This is a genomic window from Flavitalea plasmicola (assembly GCF_030546645.1).
Taxonomy (GTDB): domain Bacteria; phylum Bacteroidota; class Bacteroidia; order Chitinophagales; family Chitinophagaceae; genus Puia.
Genome location: NZ_JAUOTO010000002.1, coordinates 872,862 through 891,704, shown reverse-complemented (window position 1 = coordinate 891,704; position 18,843 = coordinate 872,862). Strand labels below are relative to the sequence as shown.

Sequence of the window (18,843 nt, the reverse complement as noted above, 5' to 3'; positions counted from 1 at the left end):
ACTCTAAAAAGATGGTGAAAACCCTGGAAAAAAAGTATCTGGTGATGAAGAGAGTACTGGACCTGACTTGTTCCATCCTGGTAATTGGACTGGTACTTAGCTGGTTGCTGCCGGTCTTGGCCGTACTGATCAAACTGGATTCGCGCGGCCCGGTCTTTTTCCTGCAGAAAAGGATCGGCAGGAGAGGAAAGGTCTTTACCTGTTATAAACTTCGCACCATGGTTGTCAACGGTCAGGCCGACGAAAATCCCGCCGCGGAGAACGATACACGAATTACATTCGTCGGAAGATTTCTCCGTGTATCCCATCTGGATGAGCTGCCTCAATTCCTGAATGTCCTGCTGGGCTCGATGAGCCTCGTAGGGCCAAGACCATATATGTTGAAAGATGATCACCGTTTTTCCGCCTTAGTGCCCGGGCACGACTTCCGGAAGTTTGTAAAGCCGGGCATCACCGGGTTGTCACAGGTAAAAGGATTTCACGACATGGGGATAGATTTCCAGACGATCTTTTCCCGCTACCAATGGGATGCGTTCTATGTGCGAAACGCAAGTTTGTTCATGGATCTCCGTATTCTCCGGAGGACGACGCACATTTTCTTCACTCAAAAAATAGGGATATGGAGGTAGTTTTTATCGCTCGGTCGACCCTGTATTCTGTGAAGGGTGGAGATACTTTCCAGGTACTGCAAACGGCGCGCCACCTGGAGGAGCTCGGTATACGGGTGGATATCCGGCTGACGCATGAAAAGATCGATTACGACCGGTATGATCTGCTGCATTTTTTCAACATCATCCGGCCTGCCGACATGTTGTACCATATCCGGCGGTCGGGCAAGCCCTTTGTCGTCTCCACCTTACTGATAGATTACAGCGGGTATGATAAGCAATACAGGAAGGGAATTCCGGGGTTCATATGCAGGCTGCTGTCCGCCGACGCCATCGAATACCTGAAGACCATGGGTCGCTATCTGCAGGGGAGGGACAAGCTCATGTCCAAGGCATATCTATGGAAGGGGCAGCAGCGTTCGGTCCGGGAGATCCTGGATAGAGCGGCATTGGTGTTTTCCGGGTCGGTCATGGAGTATAAAAGACTGGTGCAGCAGTATCACTGTTCCATCGGATGTATACCTGTACCGAATGGCGCGGATGCTTCCCTCTTCAATTTCGATGACAGCCAGGAAAAGGAAGACAACCTGGTGATCTGTGTTGCAAGGATAGAAGGTATCAAAAACCAGCTTAATCTTATAAAGGCGCTTAATAATACGCGATATAAGCTGCTGATCATCGGGGACCACGCGCCCGGACAGTCCGCCTATTACCGGGAATGCCGGAAGATCGCCGCCACCAACATCCAGTTCATAGACTATACCCCACAGGAAGAGCTGGTGCAATATTACCAGAAAGCAAAAGTACATATCCTGCCCAGTTGGTTTGAGACCTGCGGGCTATCGTCGCTGGAAGCCGGCGCAATGGGCTGCAATATCGTGATCACGGACAAGGGCTATACCCGGGAATACTATGGCGACCATGCTTTTTATTGTGATCCTTCCAGTCCGGCATCCATTTATCATGCAGTGGATCGTGCGGCACACGCCCGCCTGCGACCAGACCTGCGGGAGAAGATCCTGACGGATTACACCTGGGACCGTGCGGCAGCCTGTATAGCCCGTGCTTACGATCAAATCATGGAGGCTATATGAGCTTGCGCATCGCGATCCTGGGGACGAGAGGTATTCCCAACCATTACGGCGGATTCGAGCAGCTGTCCGAATACCTCGCGCCCGGCCTTGTGAAGGCTGGATATGACGTCACCGTCTACAATTCACACCATCATCCCTACCGGGAAAAGACATGGAAAGGCGTGCACATCCGCCATTGCTATGACGCGGAATATTTTCTTGGCAGTGCGGGACAGTTTGTCTATGATCTCAATTGCCTCATCGATGCAAGAAGGAGAAAATACGATGTCATCCTGCAGCTGGGATATACCAGCAGCTCCATTTGGGGAATGTTGTATCCCAAAGACAGTATGGTCATCTGTAATCTCGATGGGCTGGAATGGCAGCGTACGAAGTATTCCCCCATGACCCGCCGGTTCCTGCTATATGCGGAAAAGCTGGCTGTGAAGTATAGTGACCTTCACATCGCCGACTCTCCCGTGATCCAACATTATTTTCAGGAGAAGTATAGCATCCTTACAGAATATATCGCCTATGGCGCGGAGCTATTCGGTCCGGCGGATCCCTCGGTCCTGCACGAATACGACATAGAGCCGGGAAATTACTTTTTGCTGATGGCGCGCATGGAGCCGGAAAATAACCTGGAAACTATTCTTGACGGATATATGAAGAGCAGAACGGTAATGCCGGTCCTGGTAGTGGGGGATACTGTCAACGGATTCGGCAAATACCTGAGGAAAAAGTTCGGAAAGGACGAGCGCATCCGTTTCACCGGGGGGATTTACGACCAATGGAAGACGCATTGCCTGAAGGCGTTTTGCCATTTGTATTTTCATGGCCATAGCACAGGCGGCACCAACCCGTCACTCCTGGAGGCCATGGCCAGCGAAGCGTTGATCGCCGCTCATGACAACGCCTTTAACAGGCAGGTGTTGGGAGAAGATGCATTATACTTCTCCAATAAAGAGGATATCACTGACCTCATTGAGCGCGGACCTGCCTCCGGAGCGATCGGGACCATAAAGCGACGCAACAGAGAGAAGATACAGGTACACTTTACCTGGCCTGAGATCATTGCCCGATACGAACGTTTTATCCTTTACAGCTTATCCATTCGGAATCATGAGAGAAATATTCTATATAGATGATACGCCAGCTAATAAGATCAGCTACTATTTTTTGCTGGCGTTTCTGGTAATGCTGCCTTTCGACAGGCTGTACAGCGAGCTGGCGCTCATCGGGCTGGGAGCCCATACGCTGTTCCATGTGCAACGGCCGATTAGATGGTCTTTCAGGTGGATAGGCTGGCTAACAGTGGTCATCTTCTTACTGACCATGGCTGGGACCCTCTATGCACCCAAACCTTCACAGGCGTTCCCGCAGTGGGAAAAGCAATTGGCCCTGGTCCTCTTTCCGCTGATCACCTGGCTTTCGGGACTGGACTGGCAGCGTTACCGCCTGCAGTTGATGAAAGCTTTTGCTTTCTCCTGTGTATTGACCGCGGTGTATTTATATGGTGTGGCCTTTCACACCATTTATGCTCTTCACCTGCCGTTGACGGTGTTTTATACCAAGCCGTATATGAACCATCACTTTACGGAACCGATCGACCTGCATGCCACTTATTTTTCCGCTTACCTGGCGCTGTCGTTGGTGGTACTGGCGGATCTGGCCCTGCGCGAAAATAACAGGAAGCCCGTACAGCTCATTTATAGCGTGGCCATCCTGGTTTGCCTGGCTACGATCCTGCAGCTCGCGTCCAGGGCCGTATGCATTGCAGTTGTCATCATTGTCAACATCCTTATTCCTTTTCTGCTGACGAATGGCAGGGCCCGCCTGCGTCTCTTTATTGCGACCTTTACGCTGACCGTGATGGCCGTATTTGCCGTATCACGGAACAACCATCTCCACTCCCGCTATATGCTGCAGCTGAAACAGGACCTCAGATCCGACACGGGCGCCGTAGAGGATCCGGAGCCGCGGATGGCGCGTTGGCAGTGTGCCTGGGAGCTGATACGCGCATCCCCCTGGATAGGGTATGGCACAGGAGCGGAAACAGACAAGCTAAAGGAAAGATATGCAGTCCATAACCTGGTGATATCCTATACATACAGCCTGAATGCGCATAACCAATTCCTTAGCTTCTGGCTAAGGACGGGTCTGTTCGGCATGCTGTGGTACATGGGGACATTGATCCTGGGATTTAAAGAAGCCTGGCGACGAAGAGACCTTTACCTCCTGGCTTTTCTACTCATCATCACCTGTGTATCGTTCGCGGAAAATATCCTGGATGTCAATAAGGGCATATTTTTTTTCAGTTTCTTTTTTGTGTTTTTTACGCCCAAACCGGTCTGCGAGAGTATATTTACGCATGGAAATAAAAATACTGGCTCCGCTGTGGGGACACGAACACGTAGATATTACCGTCTTTTGCCACGAGATTAAGAAGGCCGGCTATGACGGTATTGATACATGGATACCTGAAAATCCCGCCGTCCAGCGACAGCTGTTCGACGCCTTACAGAAGGAAGAGCTGGTGCTGGTGTCCCATCAACACCAGGCACATGGCGTCGACTTCGACGCTTTCAAGGAGTCTTTCCGTCATTATTTAGAGTTCAGCGCGCAGGGCGAACCTATTCTTATCAATAGCCATACGGGCAAGGATTACTTTTCTCTCCGCCAAAATCTGGAGCTGATAGACATCGCCGCCGAGTTCAGCAGTAAGAATGGACTGGTAGTGGCGCATGAGACGCATCGTGGCCGGGTAGGCTTCCATCCGGGTGTCATGCAGGATTATTTCGACGCCCGGGAGGACCTCATGATCACTGCCGATCTCTCCCACTGGGTGTGCGTCTCCGAGAGTTTCCTGGAGAATTTCCAGTCACCGCTGGAGCAGGCTATTGCCCGTACCCGCCATATCCATGCGCGCGTGGGTTTTGAAGAGGGTCCGCAGATACCCGATCCCCGGGCCCCGGAATGGAAATATGCGCTGGATCATTTTTTGGGCTGGTGGGACAGGATGGTGGAGCAACGCCGGCGGGCAGGGGCGAAGCTCCTGACCTTTACCACGGAGTTTGGCCCCCCTCCTTATCTGCCTAAGATACCTTTTAAGAACGAGCCGGTGGCGGATCAGTTCGAGATCAATGTATTTATGAAGGATCTGCTCAGGCAAAGGTATGGCTATTTGGTCCGGTAGGATTTTGGGCTGATGCCATTCTTCTTCTTAAAAAGCTTGGAAAAATAGAACACCGAATCGAAGCCCAGGCTATATGCCACTTCCGTTACATTCAGGTTCGTGGTGTTCAGCAACTCCCGTGCCTTGTCCAGCCGCATATTCAGATGATATTGATTGGGCGATTCTCCCGTCGCCTGCTTGAACATCTTCCTGAACTTTGAATAGCTCATCGGCAATTCCCGGATCAGCTGTTTCATATCCAGCGAACCTTCCAGGTTCTCCCGCAGGAAAAATTTTGCTTTCTCCACTGCTTGTTCGTCCACATCGCTGCCGAGTTCCTTATGCGTCGATAGCGCATGGATCAACCCCAGGATCTGCAGGGTAATGCCAGATATCACCTGGTGATAGCCAGGAGTGCCGGAGCGGACATTCTCCAGGACTTTCTGCATGAGGCTCAACAGCGCATCATTGAGTCCCGGACTGACCAGGGGGAATTGAGCGCTGAAAAAACCCTTATTCATCAACTGGTCCGGATAGCCGCCCCTGAAACCTATCCAGTATTCTTCCCATCCTGTTCCTTCGTCCGGCTTATAACGGTGCCAGATGTCGGGAAAGAGAAAAAAACAGGTGCCGGCCGTAACCGGGGTAGGCTGGCTGAGCGCCGACTCGAAGACGCCCTGGCCTTTGGAGATAAATATTATATAATAGTCATTGAGGATACGCCCCTTATTCCAGGTGAAGGAATGGGTCAGCGGATGCTCCTGGTTGTGCGGATAGACCTGGTTGGGATCGGTGCGCGAATAGCCTACGGTCGTTACATAAAAGCCCCAGGATTCTTCCAGGGGGGTGATGGCAAGGTATTTATGATAGTTGTGCATTGATAGGTCAGTGAGGGGTTGATTCTCCGGAAAAATATCAAAAAGTACAAAAAGTAAAAAAAAATCTACATAGGCCTCAGGGTATTCTGGGGATATATTTGAGCCGGTTAAGGCTCTATTTTTCACTCTCAACAAACCAAAACGGCTGTTATATGAATGTCAACAAGCACGCAAACCCGTTGCTGCCGGGTCTTCGCAGCATATTTCTGCTTAGCTGTTTCTTATTTTTCTTAACGATGGCGGGTTTTTCACAGACTACTGTGACGGTGTCAGGAAAAGTGAACCTGGGCGCCGGATCCGCGGACCTGTCAGGTACTACTGTACAGGTGAAAGGCGCCAAGGGCGGCGTTACAACGGATGCCACAGGGCATTTTTCCCTTTCAGTAAAGGCTGGCGCTACCCTGACCTTTAGCCATGTCGGCTACAGATCCCTGGAAGTGAAGGCCAGCGGACAGTCCGATCTGTCCCTCACGCTGGAGACGGCGGACAATACCCTGGAACAGGTGACGGTGAGCTATGGCCGCCAGCGCAAACGGGATATTACGGGTTCGGTGACCAAGGTAGATGCCGCGGCAGTGCAGGACGTTCCTGCCGCCGAGTTCGGACAGAAGCTCCAGGGTAAGGTTGCTGGCCTGCAACTCAACCAGACCAGTGGTTTGCCGGGCCAGGGCATGACCTTCCGTGTTCGCGGGGCAGCTTCGCTGAATTCGGGCAATCAACCGCTGGTGGTAGTCGACGGGCAGCCGATCAATAGTGACGCCAACGGGGCCGGCGACATCAACCTGCTCAGTCCCGACCAGATCGAAAGCTTCACGGTATTGAAGGATGCCGCCGCCTCTGCGCTGTACGGCAGCCGTGCCGCCAATGGCGTTATCCTCATCACTACAAAGACGGGCAAAGTGGGTAAGACCTCCGTCTCGGCCAATATCTATTATGGCCTGCAAAGTGTTCCCCAAAGAGGGAGGCCTGACGTGATGAATGCACGTGAGTTCGCCACTTTCATGAAAGGATACTATGAGGACATGATCACGTATCACGATTATACCAGTGCTACTCCGCCTACCATCCCGGTGGAATACCAAAATCCCGAGCAATATGGCAAAGGGACGGATTGGTATGGCGCCCTGTTAAGGACGGCGCCCATCGAGAATTACGCTATCAATGTCTCCGGCGGCTCTGAAAAATTTGTTTCCAGTACTACCTTCAATTATTTCAACCAGCAGGGCGTATTGATAAACACGGGGATGAAGCGGTACTCTCTCCGGAGCAATAACGAATACAAACCTTTTGACATGGTGAAGATCGGTTTGAATATCGCCCCCACCTATCAGCTGGACCACAATACGCGCCAGGGGGCCCTGGCGATCAACGGCAACCGGCAGATCCTCAGCGGCGCCATGATCAGCTCACCCCTGATCTCCCCGCATAAGGCCGACGGCTCTTACAATCTTTCTGCGAGCTCTCCCCATATGTACACGCTGCCGAACTATCTCATGCAGATGGAGAAGATGAATAATAACCAAAACAATCTGCAGGTGCTGGGCAATGCTTACATCGACATCGAGCCCGTCAAGGGGCTGCATGCCAGGAGCTCCATCAACGGAGACTTTGTCATGTTTGACTTCAATACTTACTATGGTACCTGGTATGGCGCCTTTGGCTCCGTACCTTACAGGGATCCCGCCGCTTCCACCGCCGTCAGCACCAGCAGCAATTCCATGTCCTGGCTGAATGAGAATACGGTGACCTACAGCAAGCAGATCGGTGATCACAGCTTTGAAGCGTTGGTGGGCTATACCTCTCAGAAGTTTAATCAGCACAGCCGCTATGTCCAGGGTACGGGTTTTGCCAATGACGCCGTGACGGTTGTCAGCGGGGCCACCACCACCTCCGGTTCTACCAATAGCGCCGCCTGGACCGTTGCTTCCGCGCTGGCCCGCTTGAACTATGATTTCCAGAAAAAGTATTTCATCTCCGGTAGCATTCGCCGGGATGGCAGCTCCCGGTTTGGTCAATACACTAAATACGGGACTTTCCCTGCTGTATCTGCCGGCTGGATCCTCAGCGATGAAGGGTTCTTTCCAAAATCCAACACATTTTCCTACCTGAAGATCAAGGGAGGATATGGATTGACAGGCAACTTCAACGTAGGTAATTATACGACGATCTCCAATATAACGTCCACTCCCTATGTTTTCGGGAATACCACCACCATAGGAGAGTCCATCACCACGCTGGGCAATCCCCAACTGACCTGGGAGACCTCAAAACAAACGGACATTGGGTTGGAAGCCAACTTCCTGAACAACCGGATCACTTTCTCCTACGACTATTACAACAAACGTACGGAAGGCATGCTGGCTGCCCTGCCACTGGCTTTCGGATCGGGCTATTCTTCTTTGTCTGCGAACATCGGCATTTTCCGGATGTGGGGACATGAGTTTACCGTCAGCACTAAGAATATGACGGGCAAGCTCACCTGGACGACCGACTTCAACATCAGCCTGAATGACAACAGGGTGATCTATATGGTGGACCATAAGCCCATTGGAGGCACCGGCACTTACAACGATTACAACCGTACGGCGGAAGGCCATCGCATCGGGGAGCTGTATGGCTATGTATTCCAGGGATTGTACAAGGACCAGGCGGATCTCGACAAGAGCGCAAAACAGAACGGCAGCGACATCGGGACGGTGAAATACAAGGACGTTACTCCTGATGGCGTCATCAACATCAGTGACAGGACCTTCATCGGCAATACGAGCCCCCGGATGATCTTCGGGATCTCCAATAACCTCACCTATGGTGACTGGGACCTGAATATCATCGCTTCCGGTCAGACTGGCAACAAGCTGATGTACATCAACAACCAGAACCTGCAGAACCTGGACGGTATCTTCAATATCAACCGGAATATGGCTGACAGGTGGCGTTCGCCCACCAATCCGGGCAATGGCCTGGTACCCCGGACGAAGGGTAGTGGCACCGAGCTGTATAGATTTACGAATACCAATTGGGTAAAGAGCGGCGATTATCTGACTATACGTAATATAGCATTGGGTTATACTTTCAAACAAAATACATTGAAGTACATTAAGAGCGTACGCGTATACGGCAGCGTTCAGAACGCTTTCGTCTTCACAAAGTATCCCAATCAGAACCCGGAAGTCAACGATAACAAGGACAGTCAGACGACGGCAGGGTTGGACAATGGTTCCTATCCGCTGCCAAGGACGATCATGATCGGCGCAAACGTTAATTTTTGATCTGTCACCCAAACCTATTCATTACAGTATAATAGTATAATATGCAACCGAGAATATATTTAACGATGATTGCAATCGCTGCCCTGGCAGTGTCATCCTGTAAGAAGGATTACCTGGTGCTGTACCCTGACGGAGCGATCAACCTGAGCACATTTTATAAGACGGACCGGGATTTTCAGCAGGCCGTGGTAGGCGCGTATGTGCCCCTGCGCGATGCAGCCAACGCGGCATTCTATATGGAAGAGATGCGCTCGGATAATACAGAATATTTCTACAATGCCCAGGACAGGGGTGGTGCAGGATACGAACAGCTTGCAGACTTCATGGATGATAAAGGCAACGGCGTGATCAGCACGGTATGGAGGGCGGACTATCAGGGGATCCAGCGTGTCAACGTCATTCTGGACAGGCTGGAGATCGCGAAGGGGATCACTGATTCGGTGAAGTCCCAGGTGATCGGAGAAGCAAAAGCATTGCGCGCACACTACTATTTTGAGCTGGTAAGGTTATTTGGCGCGCTGCCCCTGTACCTGCATGAGGTCAAGGACCAGGCTGGCAGCCAGATGAGCCGCAGTAATGTGGACAGTGTGTACGGACAGATCATATCCGATCTGACGGATGCGCTGAGCAAGCTGAAGCCTCCCTCTTTCCCACAGGTGGGAAGGATCACCAAAGGCATGGTAGCAACGGAGCTGGGTATGGTGTACATGACCCGGAAAGAATGGACGAAGGCCAGTGACATCCTTTCCACTGTCACTACCATGGGTTATGACCTGCTGCCCGATTATAAAACTTTGTGCAAGCAGGCTACGGAGAACAGCAAGGAATCTATTTTCGAGATCCAATATAAGTCTGGCACGGATGGCCAGTCCAGCATGTTCATTTACTACTTCACTCCGGTGGCCAAAAGCACGAGCGCCTATCTGGGCATCAATTTCGCCAACTCGGCCGGGGGCTTCAACACGCCGACCGATGATATGGTAAGCCAGTATGAGGCCGGCGACCAACGCCTGGACGCTAGCATCGGATATGTGAAAGGGCATTTGGATGCAACGGGGACCTATATTCCGGACAGTGTATCCAGCATTCTCAGCCCCAGCACGCCCGGGACAGTCTCCAGGATATTCATCAGGAAATACCTGGACCCTCCCTATTACAATGCGTTGCGCAATACGGATCAGAACTGGCCTGTTTACCGGTATGCCGATGTCCTGCTGTTGCTGGCGGAGGCCTTGAACGAGGACAATAAACCCGGTGACGCGCTGCCCTATCTCAACAAGGTGAGAGCACGCGCCGGCCTGGCCGCGTCTTCTGAAACGAATAGAGATGCGCTCCGTGATGTCATAGCCCATGAGAGAAGGGTAGAGCTGGCTTTTGAGAACAAGCGCTGGTTTGACCTGGTCCGTACAGATAAGGCTATTCCTGTAATGACTGCGTTTGGGGTATTGCAGAAACAGAAATATGGATATATTTCCGCCAATGCCTACAACGTGACTGCCAACAGGCTGGTATATGCCATCCCCAATTACGAAATGACCTACAACACCAGGCTTATCCAAAATCTCGGTTATTAGTCTGTAAGTAAGGCATACCCTCTACAATCGACAAAATATGAAATACGAACTCACCGCCGAACAGGTAAGCAGCTACCAACAGAACGGCTTTATCGTTATCGAAGATTTTCTTTCACCCGACGAGCTGGAGAACTGGCGGTCTGTCGTCATGGCGGCAGTGAATGAACGCGGCGGTCTGAAAATGCCGGGCAAAGGACTAAAGACAGGAGAAGATGACGGGATCAATGACGACACGGAATACTTTGGAAAGGTCTTCGATCAGTTGATCAATCTCTGGCAGACGAATGACGGCGTTAAAAAGCTGATGCTGGACCCCAGGATCGGGCAGATGGCGGCGCAGTTGGCTGGCGTCCAGGGCATCCGTATCTGGCATGACCAGGCGCTGTTCAAACGCCCCTGGGCCAATCCGACTGCCTGGCACCTGGATACGCCGTTCTGGTCCTTTACGGACAGGCGGGCCCTTTCTATCTGGGTCGCCCTGGATGACGCCACCCTGGAGAACGGCTGTCTTTATTTTATCCCGGGCTCCTTTCATACCACCCGTTTTGACAACAGCGGTATCGGAAAGAACATGGACGGAATTTTTTCCGTGTATCCTCAGCTGGCTAAAGTATCTTCGGTGGCGGCGCCCATGAAAGCAGGCAGCTGCAGCTTCCACAACGGCCTGACCATCCATGGGGCAGGGGCGAATATGTCCAACGGTCACCGGCGGGCTATGACCTGTGCCTATATGCCTGACGGCAATGTGTACAATGGACAGCCCAATGTACTTCCGGACGCCTATGTGCAACTACTGAAAATGGGGGACCCTTTGAACAACAATGCGCAAAATCCGCTGATTTATCACAAATGATCTATTAACAATCCAATGAAGAGAAGAGCATTCCTCTGGCAGGGGTCACTGGTGACCACCGGCCTCACCCTGATGAAAATGTTGCCGGTGCAGGCAAACAAGCTTCCCCTAAGCCCTCCGGACCCTGACCTGTACCGGCTTTTTAAAGATCCCGCCACCATCCACCGTCCTTTTGTAAGATGGTGGTGGAATGGCGACAAGGTAGAGAAGACAGAATTGGCCCGTGAGCTGCGGCTGATGAAGGACGCCGGCATCGGCGGCGTGGAGATCAATCCCATTAAATTCCCTTTAAGGACGGACGATTTGGGCAAGCCGGCCATCCAGTGGCTCAGTCCCGAATGGGTTGACCTCCTCCAGTTCACGTTGAAGGAAGCGGCAGCCATCGGTCTCACCTGCGACCTCATCGTTGGCTCCGGCTGGCCTTTCGGCGCCGAATACCTGGAGGGGGAAGAACGCTCACAAGTAGTGGTGATCGCTGCCGTGAAGATAGAAGGACCCCAATTTTTCGAAGTCTCTCCTTTTGCTCTTTTTGCAGAAGCCGATCCCGCCGTAACCTCCGTTTTCCCCGGCAGGACCATGGAGCTGCTGTCAGCGCAGCTGATGCCTGCCCACCTGGAACGGATGGACCAGATCGTCGACCTTTCCTCACAGATTTCCAAGGGCACGATCAAGGTGGACATACCGGCAGGCAAATACGTACTGTATGGACTGGTGAAAGTCACCGGATCGATGGAAGTCATCAACGGCGCGCCCGGCGCCAACGGGCCTGTGCTCAACCACTATAATGAGGCTGCTGTAAAGAAATACCTTCACCACATGTCTGACTCCATCCAGCAACGGATGGGACCGCTGGCGGGTCAGATCCGCAGTTTTTTCACGGACAGCATGGAGCTGGAAGGCGCCAACTGGTGCGCCGACATGATGGATGAATTTAAAAAAAGGAGAGGATATGACCCCATGCCCTACCTTCCGCTGACCATGTTCAAGACAGGCGGTATGGGCAATATCTTCGATTTCAACTATGGCGCCGAGTTCGGCCCCGAGCTGAAAGACAGGGTCGAGAGAGTTCGCTATGACTTCGACCTCACCAAATCGGAGCTGATCCGTGAAAGATTCATCCGCAGCTTCACCGGCTGGTGCAAGGAAAATAAGGTCCTGTCCCGCGTGCAGGCCTATGGCCGGGGTTATTTTCCCCTGGAAGGCAGCTTTGACGTAGACCTGCCCGAATGCGAGACGTGGATCAAATACGGCCTGGGCAAAGAGCTGAGCGATTCCGACTATCGTACGGGCAGGGCCTATACGATGATCAACAAATACGTATCTTCCGCCGCTCACCTGAAAGGCAAACGGCTCGTCAGCTGTGAAGAGCTTACCAATACCGACGTGGTCTTCAACGATACGCTGGAGATCCTGAAGCTAGCCGGGGATCAGAGCACTATCTCCGGGGTGACGCATCCTGTATTCCACGGCTTCAACTATTCGCCCCCAAGTGCGCCCTTCCCGGGATGGATCCGCTATGGCACGTATTTCAATGAAAAGAATACCTGGTGGCCCTATTTCCGCCGGTTCACCGACTATAAGGCCCGGATGTCCGCCCTGTTGCAGCAGGGTGACATGTTTGCCGACATTGCGGTCCTTCCTCCCGTGGCCGACATGTGGAGCCTTTTCGGCGCCCAGAACGAGCCTTTCCCCAGCCTGATGTATCCCACATGGGTGACCTTTATCTGGGAATCCATACACCAAAATGGGAATGCATGTGATTATGTCTCCGAAGAAGTCATCCGGGATGCAGAGATGAAGGATGGCTGGATGCATTACGGCCCCCGCAAATACCATACGATCTTCCTGGTACGCGTAGAAAGGATGGAGCCTGTCACAGTGAAGAAACTGCACGATTTCATCGTTGCCGGAGGCCGGATCTTCTGCGTCGACACGACGCCCGACAGGAGCCTGGGCTGGAATGATCATGTTCGCAGGGATGCGGAAGTGCAGTCCTGGGTAGGTAAGATGAAGGCTTTCCCGGAAAGATTTATCCTGCTGAATAAGCCGGAAAAAAACTGGCTGCTGTGGTACCACGACATTCAACAGAAATATGGAATAACTCCCTATGTCAATATAGACAAGCCGGATACTTTTGTCACCCAGGTCCGTTACCAGGCCGGCAAGTCGGAGATGCTGCTGTTTATCAACTCCAGCATTGACAAGGATTTTCATCTCAACCTCACCCTGCACAAAGATATCGCCGCCGGCCGTCAGGCCTGGATATGGGATGCGGTGACAGGCGAACGGTGGCATATTGCGTCGGGAGCGTCGCAGATCTCCCTTGACCTTGGGCCCGCCGACGCACGGCTGCTGGTGTTCGATCATGAGAAGAGAGGACTGCCCTGGAAGCCCACGCCCGTTGCCGGAACGCCTGCCGGTGCAGTAGGGGCGTGGACAGCCGAATTCCATCATATCAATGGCACTGTCGCGACTGCCAGCCTGCCTGCGTTGCAGGACCTGAAGGACATGCCCGAATGGGTGAATTTCTCCGGCACAGTGACCTATCGTACTGAAATTTCTCCCGGGAATGGCAAGCCCTCCTGGCTGAACCTGGGTAAAGTAGTGGGTGTAAGCGAAGTGGCCCTCAATGGTAAAACCCTGGGCACACAGTGGTATGGCCGCCGTATTTTTGCAGTGGGAGATGCATGGCAGCCGGGCAAAAATACCCTGGAAATAAAGATCACCACGTCGATGGGCAATTACATGAAGACCCTGAAAGACAATCCCATCGCCCAATATTGGACCAACGAAAAAAGAAAAGACCAGCCGATCCAATCCATGGGGTTGATCGGACCGGTGACAATCTATTAATTATGAAGAAATACATTGTATGGGCGATATTTTCCCTGCAGTCGATGCTGCTGGCGGCAAAAGATTATCCCGCATCCCTATTTGGCATACGCAATGACGGGATCACGCTGAACACGCGATCCATCCAGTTTGCCATCGACTATATCAGCAAACAGGGAGGGGGGCGACTGGTGTTCCATGTGGGAAGATACCTCACCGGCTCCATCCATCTGAAGTCTAACATTACTTTACAGCTGGAAGAGGGCGCTGTGCTGGTGGGATCGCTCAACCCTTTCGATTATGACAAGCATCAGAATACGGCGCTGCTGTTCGCACAGGACATTCATGACTTTGCCATCACGGGCAAGGGCGTCATCGATGGACAAGGCAGACAGCTGGCTGCGAATGTGACGGCGAATATCCACAAGGGGCTGCTGAATGACCTTTTCCGTAATGACCGCCCCGAGGCGGATAGCAGGGCCATGATCATTTATTTCCACGGCTGCCGTAATGTGCTGCTGAGGGGCGTCACTATCAGGAACGCCGCCAGCTGGGTAGAGACCTATGACCAGTGCGCCCACCTGACCCTCGACAGCATTTATGTGGACAGCAAGGCTTTCTGGAACAACGATGGCATCGATATCGTCGACTGCGACACCGTCGCGGTTACTAACTCCTATATCGATGCGGACGATGACGGCATCTGCCTGAAATCGCACGACCCTTCGAAATTCTGCAATAACATCCTTATTCGTAACAATACCATACGCAGCAGCGCCAACGCCATCAAATTCGGGACGGCCTCGTTGGGAGGGTTCAGGAATGTAACGATGATCAACAACCGTATATTCGATACTTACCGGTCGGCCATCGCGCTGGAGGCGGTGGACGGCGGATTTTTGGAGAATGTGCTGGTGGATAGCCTGCAATCCTATAATACGGGTAATTTCCTCTATCTCCGTATCGGCGAGCGCCGGACAGGCTTTAAAGGCCGGCTGCAGAATATCCGGATCCGGAACGTTTACGCGGAAGTCCCTGCGGGCAAGCCCGATGCGGGGTATGAATATGAAGGCCCCATCGAAGACATGCCCCGGAACGTAACACCTGCAATCGTTATCGCCGGCATGCCCGACGTGAAGATCTCGGACGTCCTCCTGGAAAATATCGAGGTCAGATTTGCCGGCGGCGGTAACCCCCTCTTTGCAAAGATCGGCCTGAATGAGCTGGACAAAGTGCCGGAGAAGGTTGCTGCCTACCCGGATTTCTCCATGTTCCGCGAGCTGCCGGCCTGGGGGGCGTATATCCGTCATGCTGAAAAGATCGAGTTCCGGAATGTAAAGCTCGTCTGTGAAAAGAAGGATTACCGGCCCGCCATCGTGCTGGACGATGTGCATGGGTCAAAATTCGGCGGGGCCAGCACCACGGAGCCGGGTGGCGGCAAAAAACAGGCGGTGTACCAGTATAAGTCGTCGGATAATACGGTGAAGTAGAAGGCGGAGCTCTCCAAAATTGGGGATGATGCCTTATCTTCAACCATGCAAAAACTGTTACTCTCTTCGATCCTGTTGATCGCGTTTCAATTGCTACGGGCGCAGGAACTGCATTACTCCAACTGCCCCGGGTGCTGGAACGCCGATTCCCTGGGCAATCACCGCGTAGTAGTCAAATACGAAGGGGCCGCGGGCGCCATCGCAAAAGCGCATATCCCCTGGAGAAGAAGAGACGCCCGGCCGGAATCCAAAAGGATCATTATCCAGGACGCCGTAACAGGCATGCCGGTCCTCAATAAGACCGTAGGCCCCATCAACCGCGAATACGGAGAGATCTTTTTCCAGCCGATGTCAGGGCCAGGTACTTATTATATTTACTACATGCCCTATCACAATGAGGGGCGGAGCAATTACCCCCAAGGCATTTATCTCAAACCCGACACCACCGCGTCAAAGGAATGGTTGAGCCGGGTGTCGGCCGCCGTCAAAGGCGCAACACCCAACTGCACTATCATGGAAATGCAGTCCATCGACGCCTTTAACAGTTTTTACCCGATGGAGGTGATCGCCACGGCCCGTGAGACGGCTGCGCTGACGGCGAAAAACCCGGGCAAGGCCTTCCTCGTCTTTCCGGAAGACAGACAATACAGTATCCGTATGCGTAGCCACCTGCCCTATAGATGGATCAGGCCCGGACACAATACAGCCGTCTCAGGCCAGGCAGACAAAGGAGAATATTTTACTTTCCAACTGGGCATATATGCGCTCAGGGATGTAACAAACCTGCAGATAAAATTCGGCGATCTCAAAAGCGCGGACGGAAAAATGATAGGCAGTGAACGCATCACTTGCATCAACGCCAACGGGATAGGCTATGACGGTGTTCCCTTCATTAAGAAGGTCAATGTACCAAAGAGCCAGGTGCAGGCTTTGTGGTGCGGCGTGGATATACCACGGGACGCGTCCCCCGGTACCTACAAGGGCACGGTGATCCTGCTGACCGGTGACCAACGCCAATCCATAAATGTTCTTATCAGGATATCCGGCGCACCATCGAATGAAGATCATCCGGAAAAAATGACCCGTCTCAAATGGCTGAATTCCACCCTGGCGCAAAACAATGAAGTGATCGCTCCCTATACCCCGCTGTCTATGCAGGGGGACTCGGTGATCCATCTGCTGGGAAGACAGGTCCAGGTCAACAAACAGGGTTTCCCGGAACAGATCAGCACTTTCTTTACGCCTGAAATGACCCAAACTTCCACTAAACCTAATAATTTACTGGGCGAAAACATCCACTTCCATTTTACGCGTCAATCAGACGGAAAAGACATCCGGCTGGCGGGCACGGGACCGCATTTTATGCGGATAGAGCCCGGTACTATAGAATGGATTGCAACGAGCACCGCGGACGAGCTGCAGATGGAGGTGGGCGCTTCCCTGGAATTCGACGGCTATCTTGCTTACCGTGTCAAAGTTACAGCTCTGCAGGACCTGGACCTTAAAGAGATCACCATGCATATTCCTTTCGCACCTGACAAAGCCCGGTACATGATGGGCCTGGGGTTGAAAGGGGGTTACAGACCCGACACCATGTATCAATGGAAATGGGATGTGGCCCATAAGAACCAGGATGGAGCCTGGATCGGTTCCGTAAATGCCGGCTTGCAATACTCCCTGCGGGACGAGCACTACGTTCGTCCGCTGAATACTAATTTCTACCTGCAGAAGCCCCTGCTGCTGCCCACTTCCTGGGGCAATGAAGGCAAGGGTGGCATCAACGTGGGCATCAAGGGGAAAACCATGCTGGCGAATAATTACAGCGGTCCCCGTCATATGAAGAAAGGGGAGGTCCTGTATTACAATTTTAATCTTCTTATCACGCCTTTTCACCAGCTGAATACGGATTTCCAATGGGCTACCCGGTTCTATCACAAATACGACAACCTCGACACCATCAGGGCCACCGGCGCTACGGTGGTGAATATCCACCATGCCACCCCCATCAATCCCTGGATAAACTATCCTTTCATTGAGTGGAAGAAGATGAAAGCTTACATCGATTCAGCGCACAACCGCGGACTGAAGGTCAAGATCTACAACACCGTACGCGAGCTGTCTGACAGGGCCTGGGAGCTTCCCGCGTTGTGGAGCCTGGGCGATGAGATCTATTCCAAAGGAGCCGGCGGCGGCTTCAGCTGGCTGCAGGAGCACATGGGAGAAGACTACATTCCCGCATGGTTTGTGCCGGAGATAAAAGATGCCGCTGTTGTCAACAGCGGGATGAGCCGGTGGCATAATTATTATGTAGAGGGCATGAACTGGCTGACGAAACAGGTGGGCATAGACGGTATCTACCTGGACGATGTGGCTTTCGATCGTGTGACGATGAAGCGGATCAAGAGAGTATTGACACAGGACGGGCATCCGGGCATTATCGATCTGCATTCGGCGAACCAATACAACCCCAGGGATGGATTTAACAACAGCGGCAACCTGTATATGGAGCATTTTCCTTACCTCAACAGGCTGTGGTTCGGAGAATATTTCGACTACGAAAAGAATGCCCCCGATTTTTTCCTCACGGAGGTCAGCGGCATTCCTTTCGGCCTGATGGGGGAGATGCTGGAAGGCGGCGGCAATCCTTGGCGGGGACTGGTCTATGGCATGACCAACAGAATGCCCTGGACGGAGAATGCAGATCCCCGGCCTATCTGGAAGGCATGGGACGATTTCGGAATGCAGGGCACTGACATGATCGGCTATTGGAGCCCAGGGTGCCCTGTGACGACGGGGTCGGCTGACATACCGGCAACCGTCTGGCTCAAAAAAGGAAAAGCCATGGTAGCGCTGGCCAGCTGGGCGCGGCAGGATACCGTCGTCAACCTTAAGATCGACTGGATGCGGCTGGGCATCGATCCGGCGCACGTCACGATAAAAGCCCCGGAGATAAAGAACTTCCAGACCGCTCGCAGCTTCGGCAAAGACGAGCCCATTCCTGTCCCTAAAGGAAAAGGGTGGCTGCTGGTGATGGAATAGAAAAATGCGCTATCTTGGCTTTTCCTAAACGATTTTATATATGAAACCGAGC

Annotated in this window: 12 protein-coding genes; 11 read left to right on the top strand and 1 reads right to left on the bottom strand. The window is 52.6% G+C overall.

Annotated features, from left to right (window positions below):
• Window positions 1-44 precede the first annotated feature (44 nt).
• From Q4E93_RS08805 to Q4E93_RS08785, 5 genes are read left to right on the top strand one after another with little or no spacing between them, the layout of a single operon-like run.
• Complete coding sequence (locus Q4E93_RS08805; protein WP_303584373.1) at window positions 45-629, top strand: sugar transferase; 585 nt, start codon at window positions 45-47, stop codon at window positions 627-629.
• The gene (locus Q4E93_RS08800; RefSeq protein WP_303584371.1) at window positions 620-1,702 is read left to right on the top strand and encodes a glycosyltransferase family 4 protein; all 1,083 of its coding nucleotides are present in this window, start codon (window positions 620-622) and stop codon (window positions 1,700-1,702) included. The genes Q4E93_RS08805 and Q4E93_RS08800 overlap by 10 nt, the downstream gene beginning before the upstream one ends.
• A complete protein-coding gene (locus tag Q4E93_RS08795) occupies window positions 1,699-2,829 on the top strand; it encodes a DUF1972 domain-containing protein (RefSeq protein ID WP_303584369.1) in 1,131 nt (376 codons plus the stop codon). Before Q4E93_RS08800 ends, Q4E93_RS08795 begins: the two co-directional genes overlap by 4 nt.
• Window positions 2,804-4,126, top strand: a complete 1,323-nt coding sequence (locus Q4E93_RS08790; RefSeq protein WP_303584368.1) for an O-antigen ligase family protein — start codon at window positions 2,804-2,806, stop codon at window positions 4,124-4,126. Before Q4E93_RS08795 ends, Q4E93_RS08790 begins: the two co-directional genes overlap by 26 nt.
• Window positions 4,053-4,877, top strand: coding sequence for a sugar phosphate isomerase/epimerase (locus Q4E93_RS08785; protein ID WP_303584366.1), 825 nt, complete (start codon window positions 4,053-4,055; stop codon window positions 4,875-4,877). Before Q4E93_RS08790 ends, Q4E93_RS08785 begins: the two co-directional genes overlap by 74 nt.
• Here Q4E93_RS08785 and Q4E93_RS08780 read toward each other — a convergent pair.
• Entirely contained in the window at window positions 4,862-5,734 is an 873-nt protein-coding gene (locus Q4E93_RS08780) for a helix-turn-helix transcriptional regulator (RefSeq protein WP_303584364.1), read from the bottom strand. The two genes, Q4E93_RS08785 and Q4E93_RS08780, sit on opposite strands and share 16 nt — an antisense overlap.
• 152 nt (window positions 5,735-5,886) lie before the next feature.
• On the opposite strand from Q4E93_RS08780, the gene Q4E93_RS08775 reads away from it, so the two are divergent.
• The 6 genes from Q4E93_RS08775 to Q4E93_RS08750 all read left to right on the top strand — a co-directional run bounded on the left by Q4E93_RS08775 (window position 5,887) and on the right by Q4E93_RS08750 (window position 18,791).
• Window positions 5,887-9,003 (top strand): SusC/RagA family TonB-linked outer membrane protein, encoded by a 3,117-nt coding sequence (locus Q4E93_RS08775; protein ID WP_303584362.1) that lies wholly within the window; start codon window positions 5,887-5,889, stop codon window positions 9,001-9,003.
• A gap of 65 nt (window positions 9,004-9,068) precedes the next feature.
• Window positions 9,069-10,577, top strand: coding sequence for a RagB/SusD family nutrient uptake outer membrane protein (locus Q4E93_RS08770; RefSeq protein WP_303584360.1), 1,509 nt, complete (start codon window positions 9,069-9,071; stop codon window positions 10,575-10,577).
• A 37-nt stretch (window positions 10,578-10,614) separates the two neighbouring features.
• On the top strand, window positions 10,615-11,430 hold the full coding sequence (locus tag Q4E93_RS08765) for a phytanoyl-CoA dioxygenase family protein (protein ID WP_303584358.1): 816 nt from the start codon (window positions 10,615-10,617) through the stop codon (window positions 11,428-11,430).
• 15 nt (window positions 11,431-11,445) lie between these two features.
• Window positions 11,446-14,283, top strand: a complete 2,838-nt coding sequence (locus Q4E93_RS08760; RefSeq protein WP_303584356.1) for a glycosyl hydrolase — start codon at window positions 11,446-11,448, stop codon at window positions 14,281-14,283.
• 2 nt (window positions 14,284-14,285) lie between these two features.
• Window positions 14,286-15,752 carry a glycoside hydrolase family 28 protein gene (locus tag Q4E93_RS08755; RefSeq protein WP_303584355.1) on the top strand — a complete coding sequence of 489 codons (1,467 nt, stop codon included), beginning with the start codon at window positions 14,286-14,288 and terminating at the stop codon, window positions 15,750-15,752.
• A 45-nt stretch (window positions 15,753-15,797) separates the two neighbouring features.
• Window positions 15,798-18,791, top strand: coding sequence for a glycoside hydrolase domain-containing protein (locus tag Q4E93_RS08750; RefSeq protein WP_303584354.1), 2,994 nt, complete (start codon window positions 15,798-15,800; stop codon window positions 18,789-18,791).
• Window positions 18,792-18,843 lie beyond the last annotated feature (52 nt).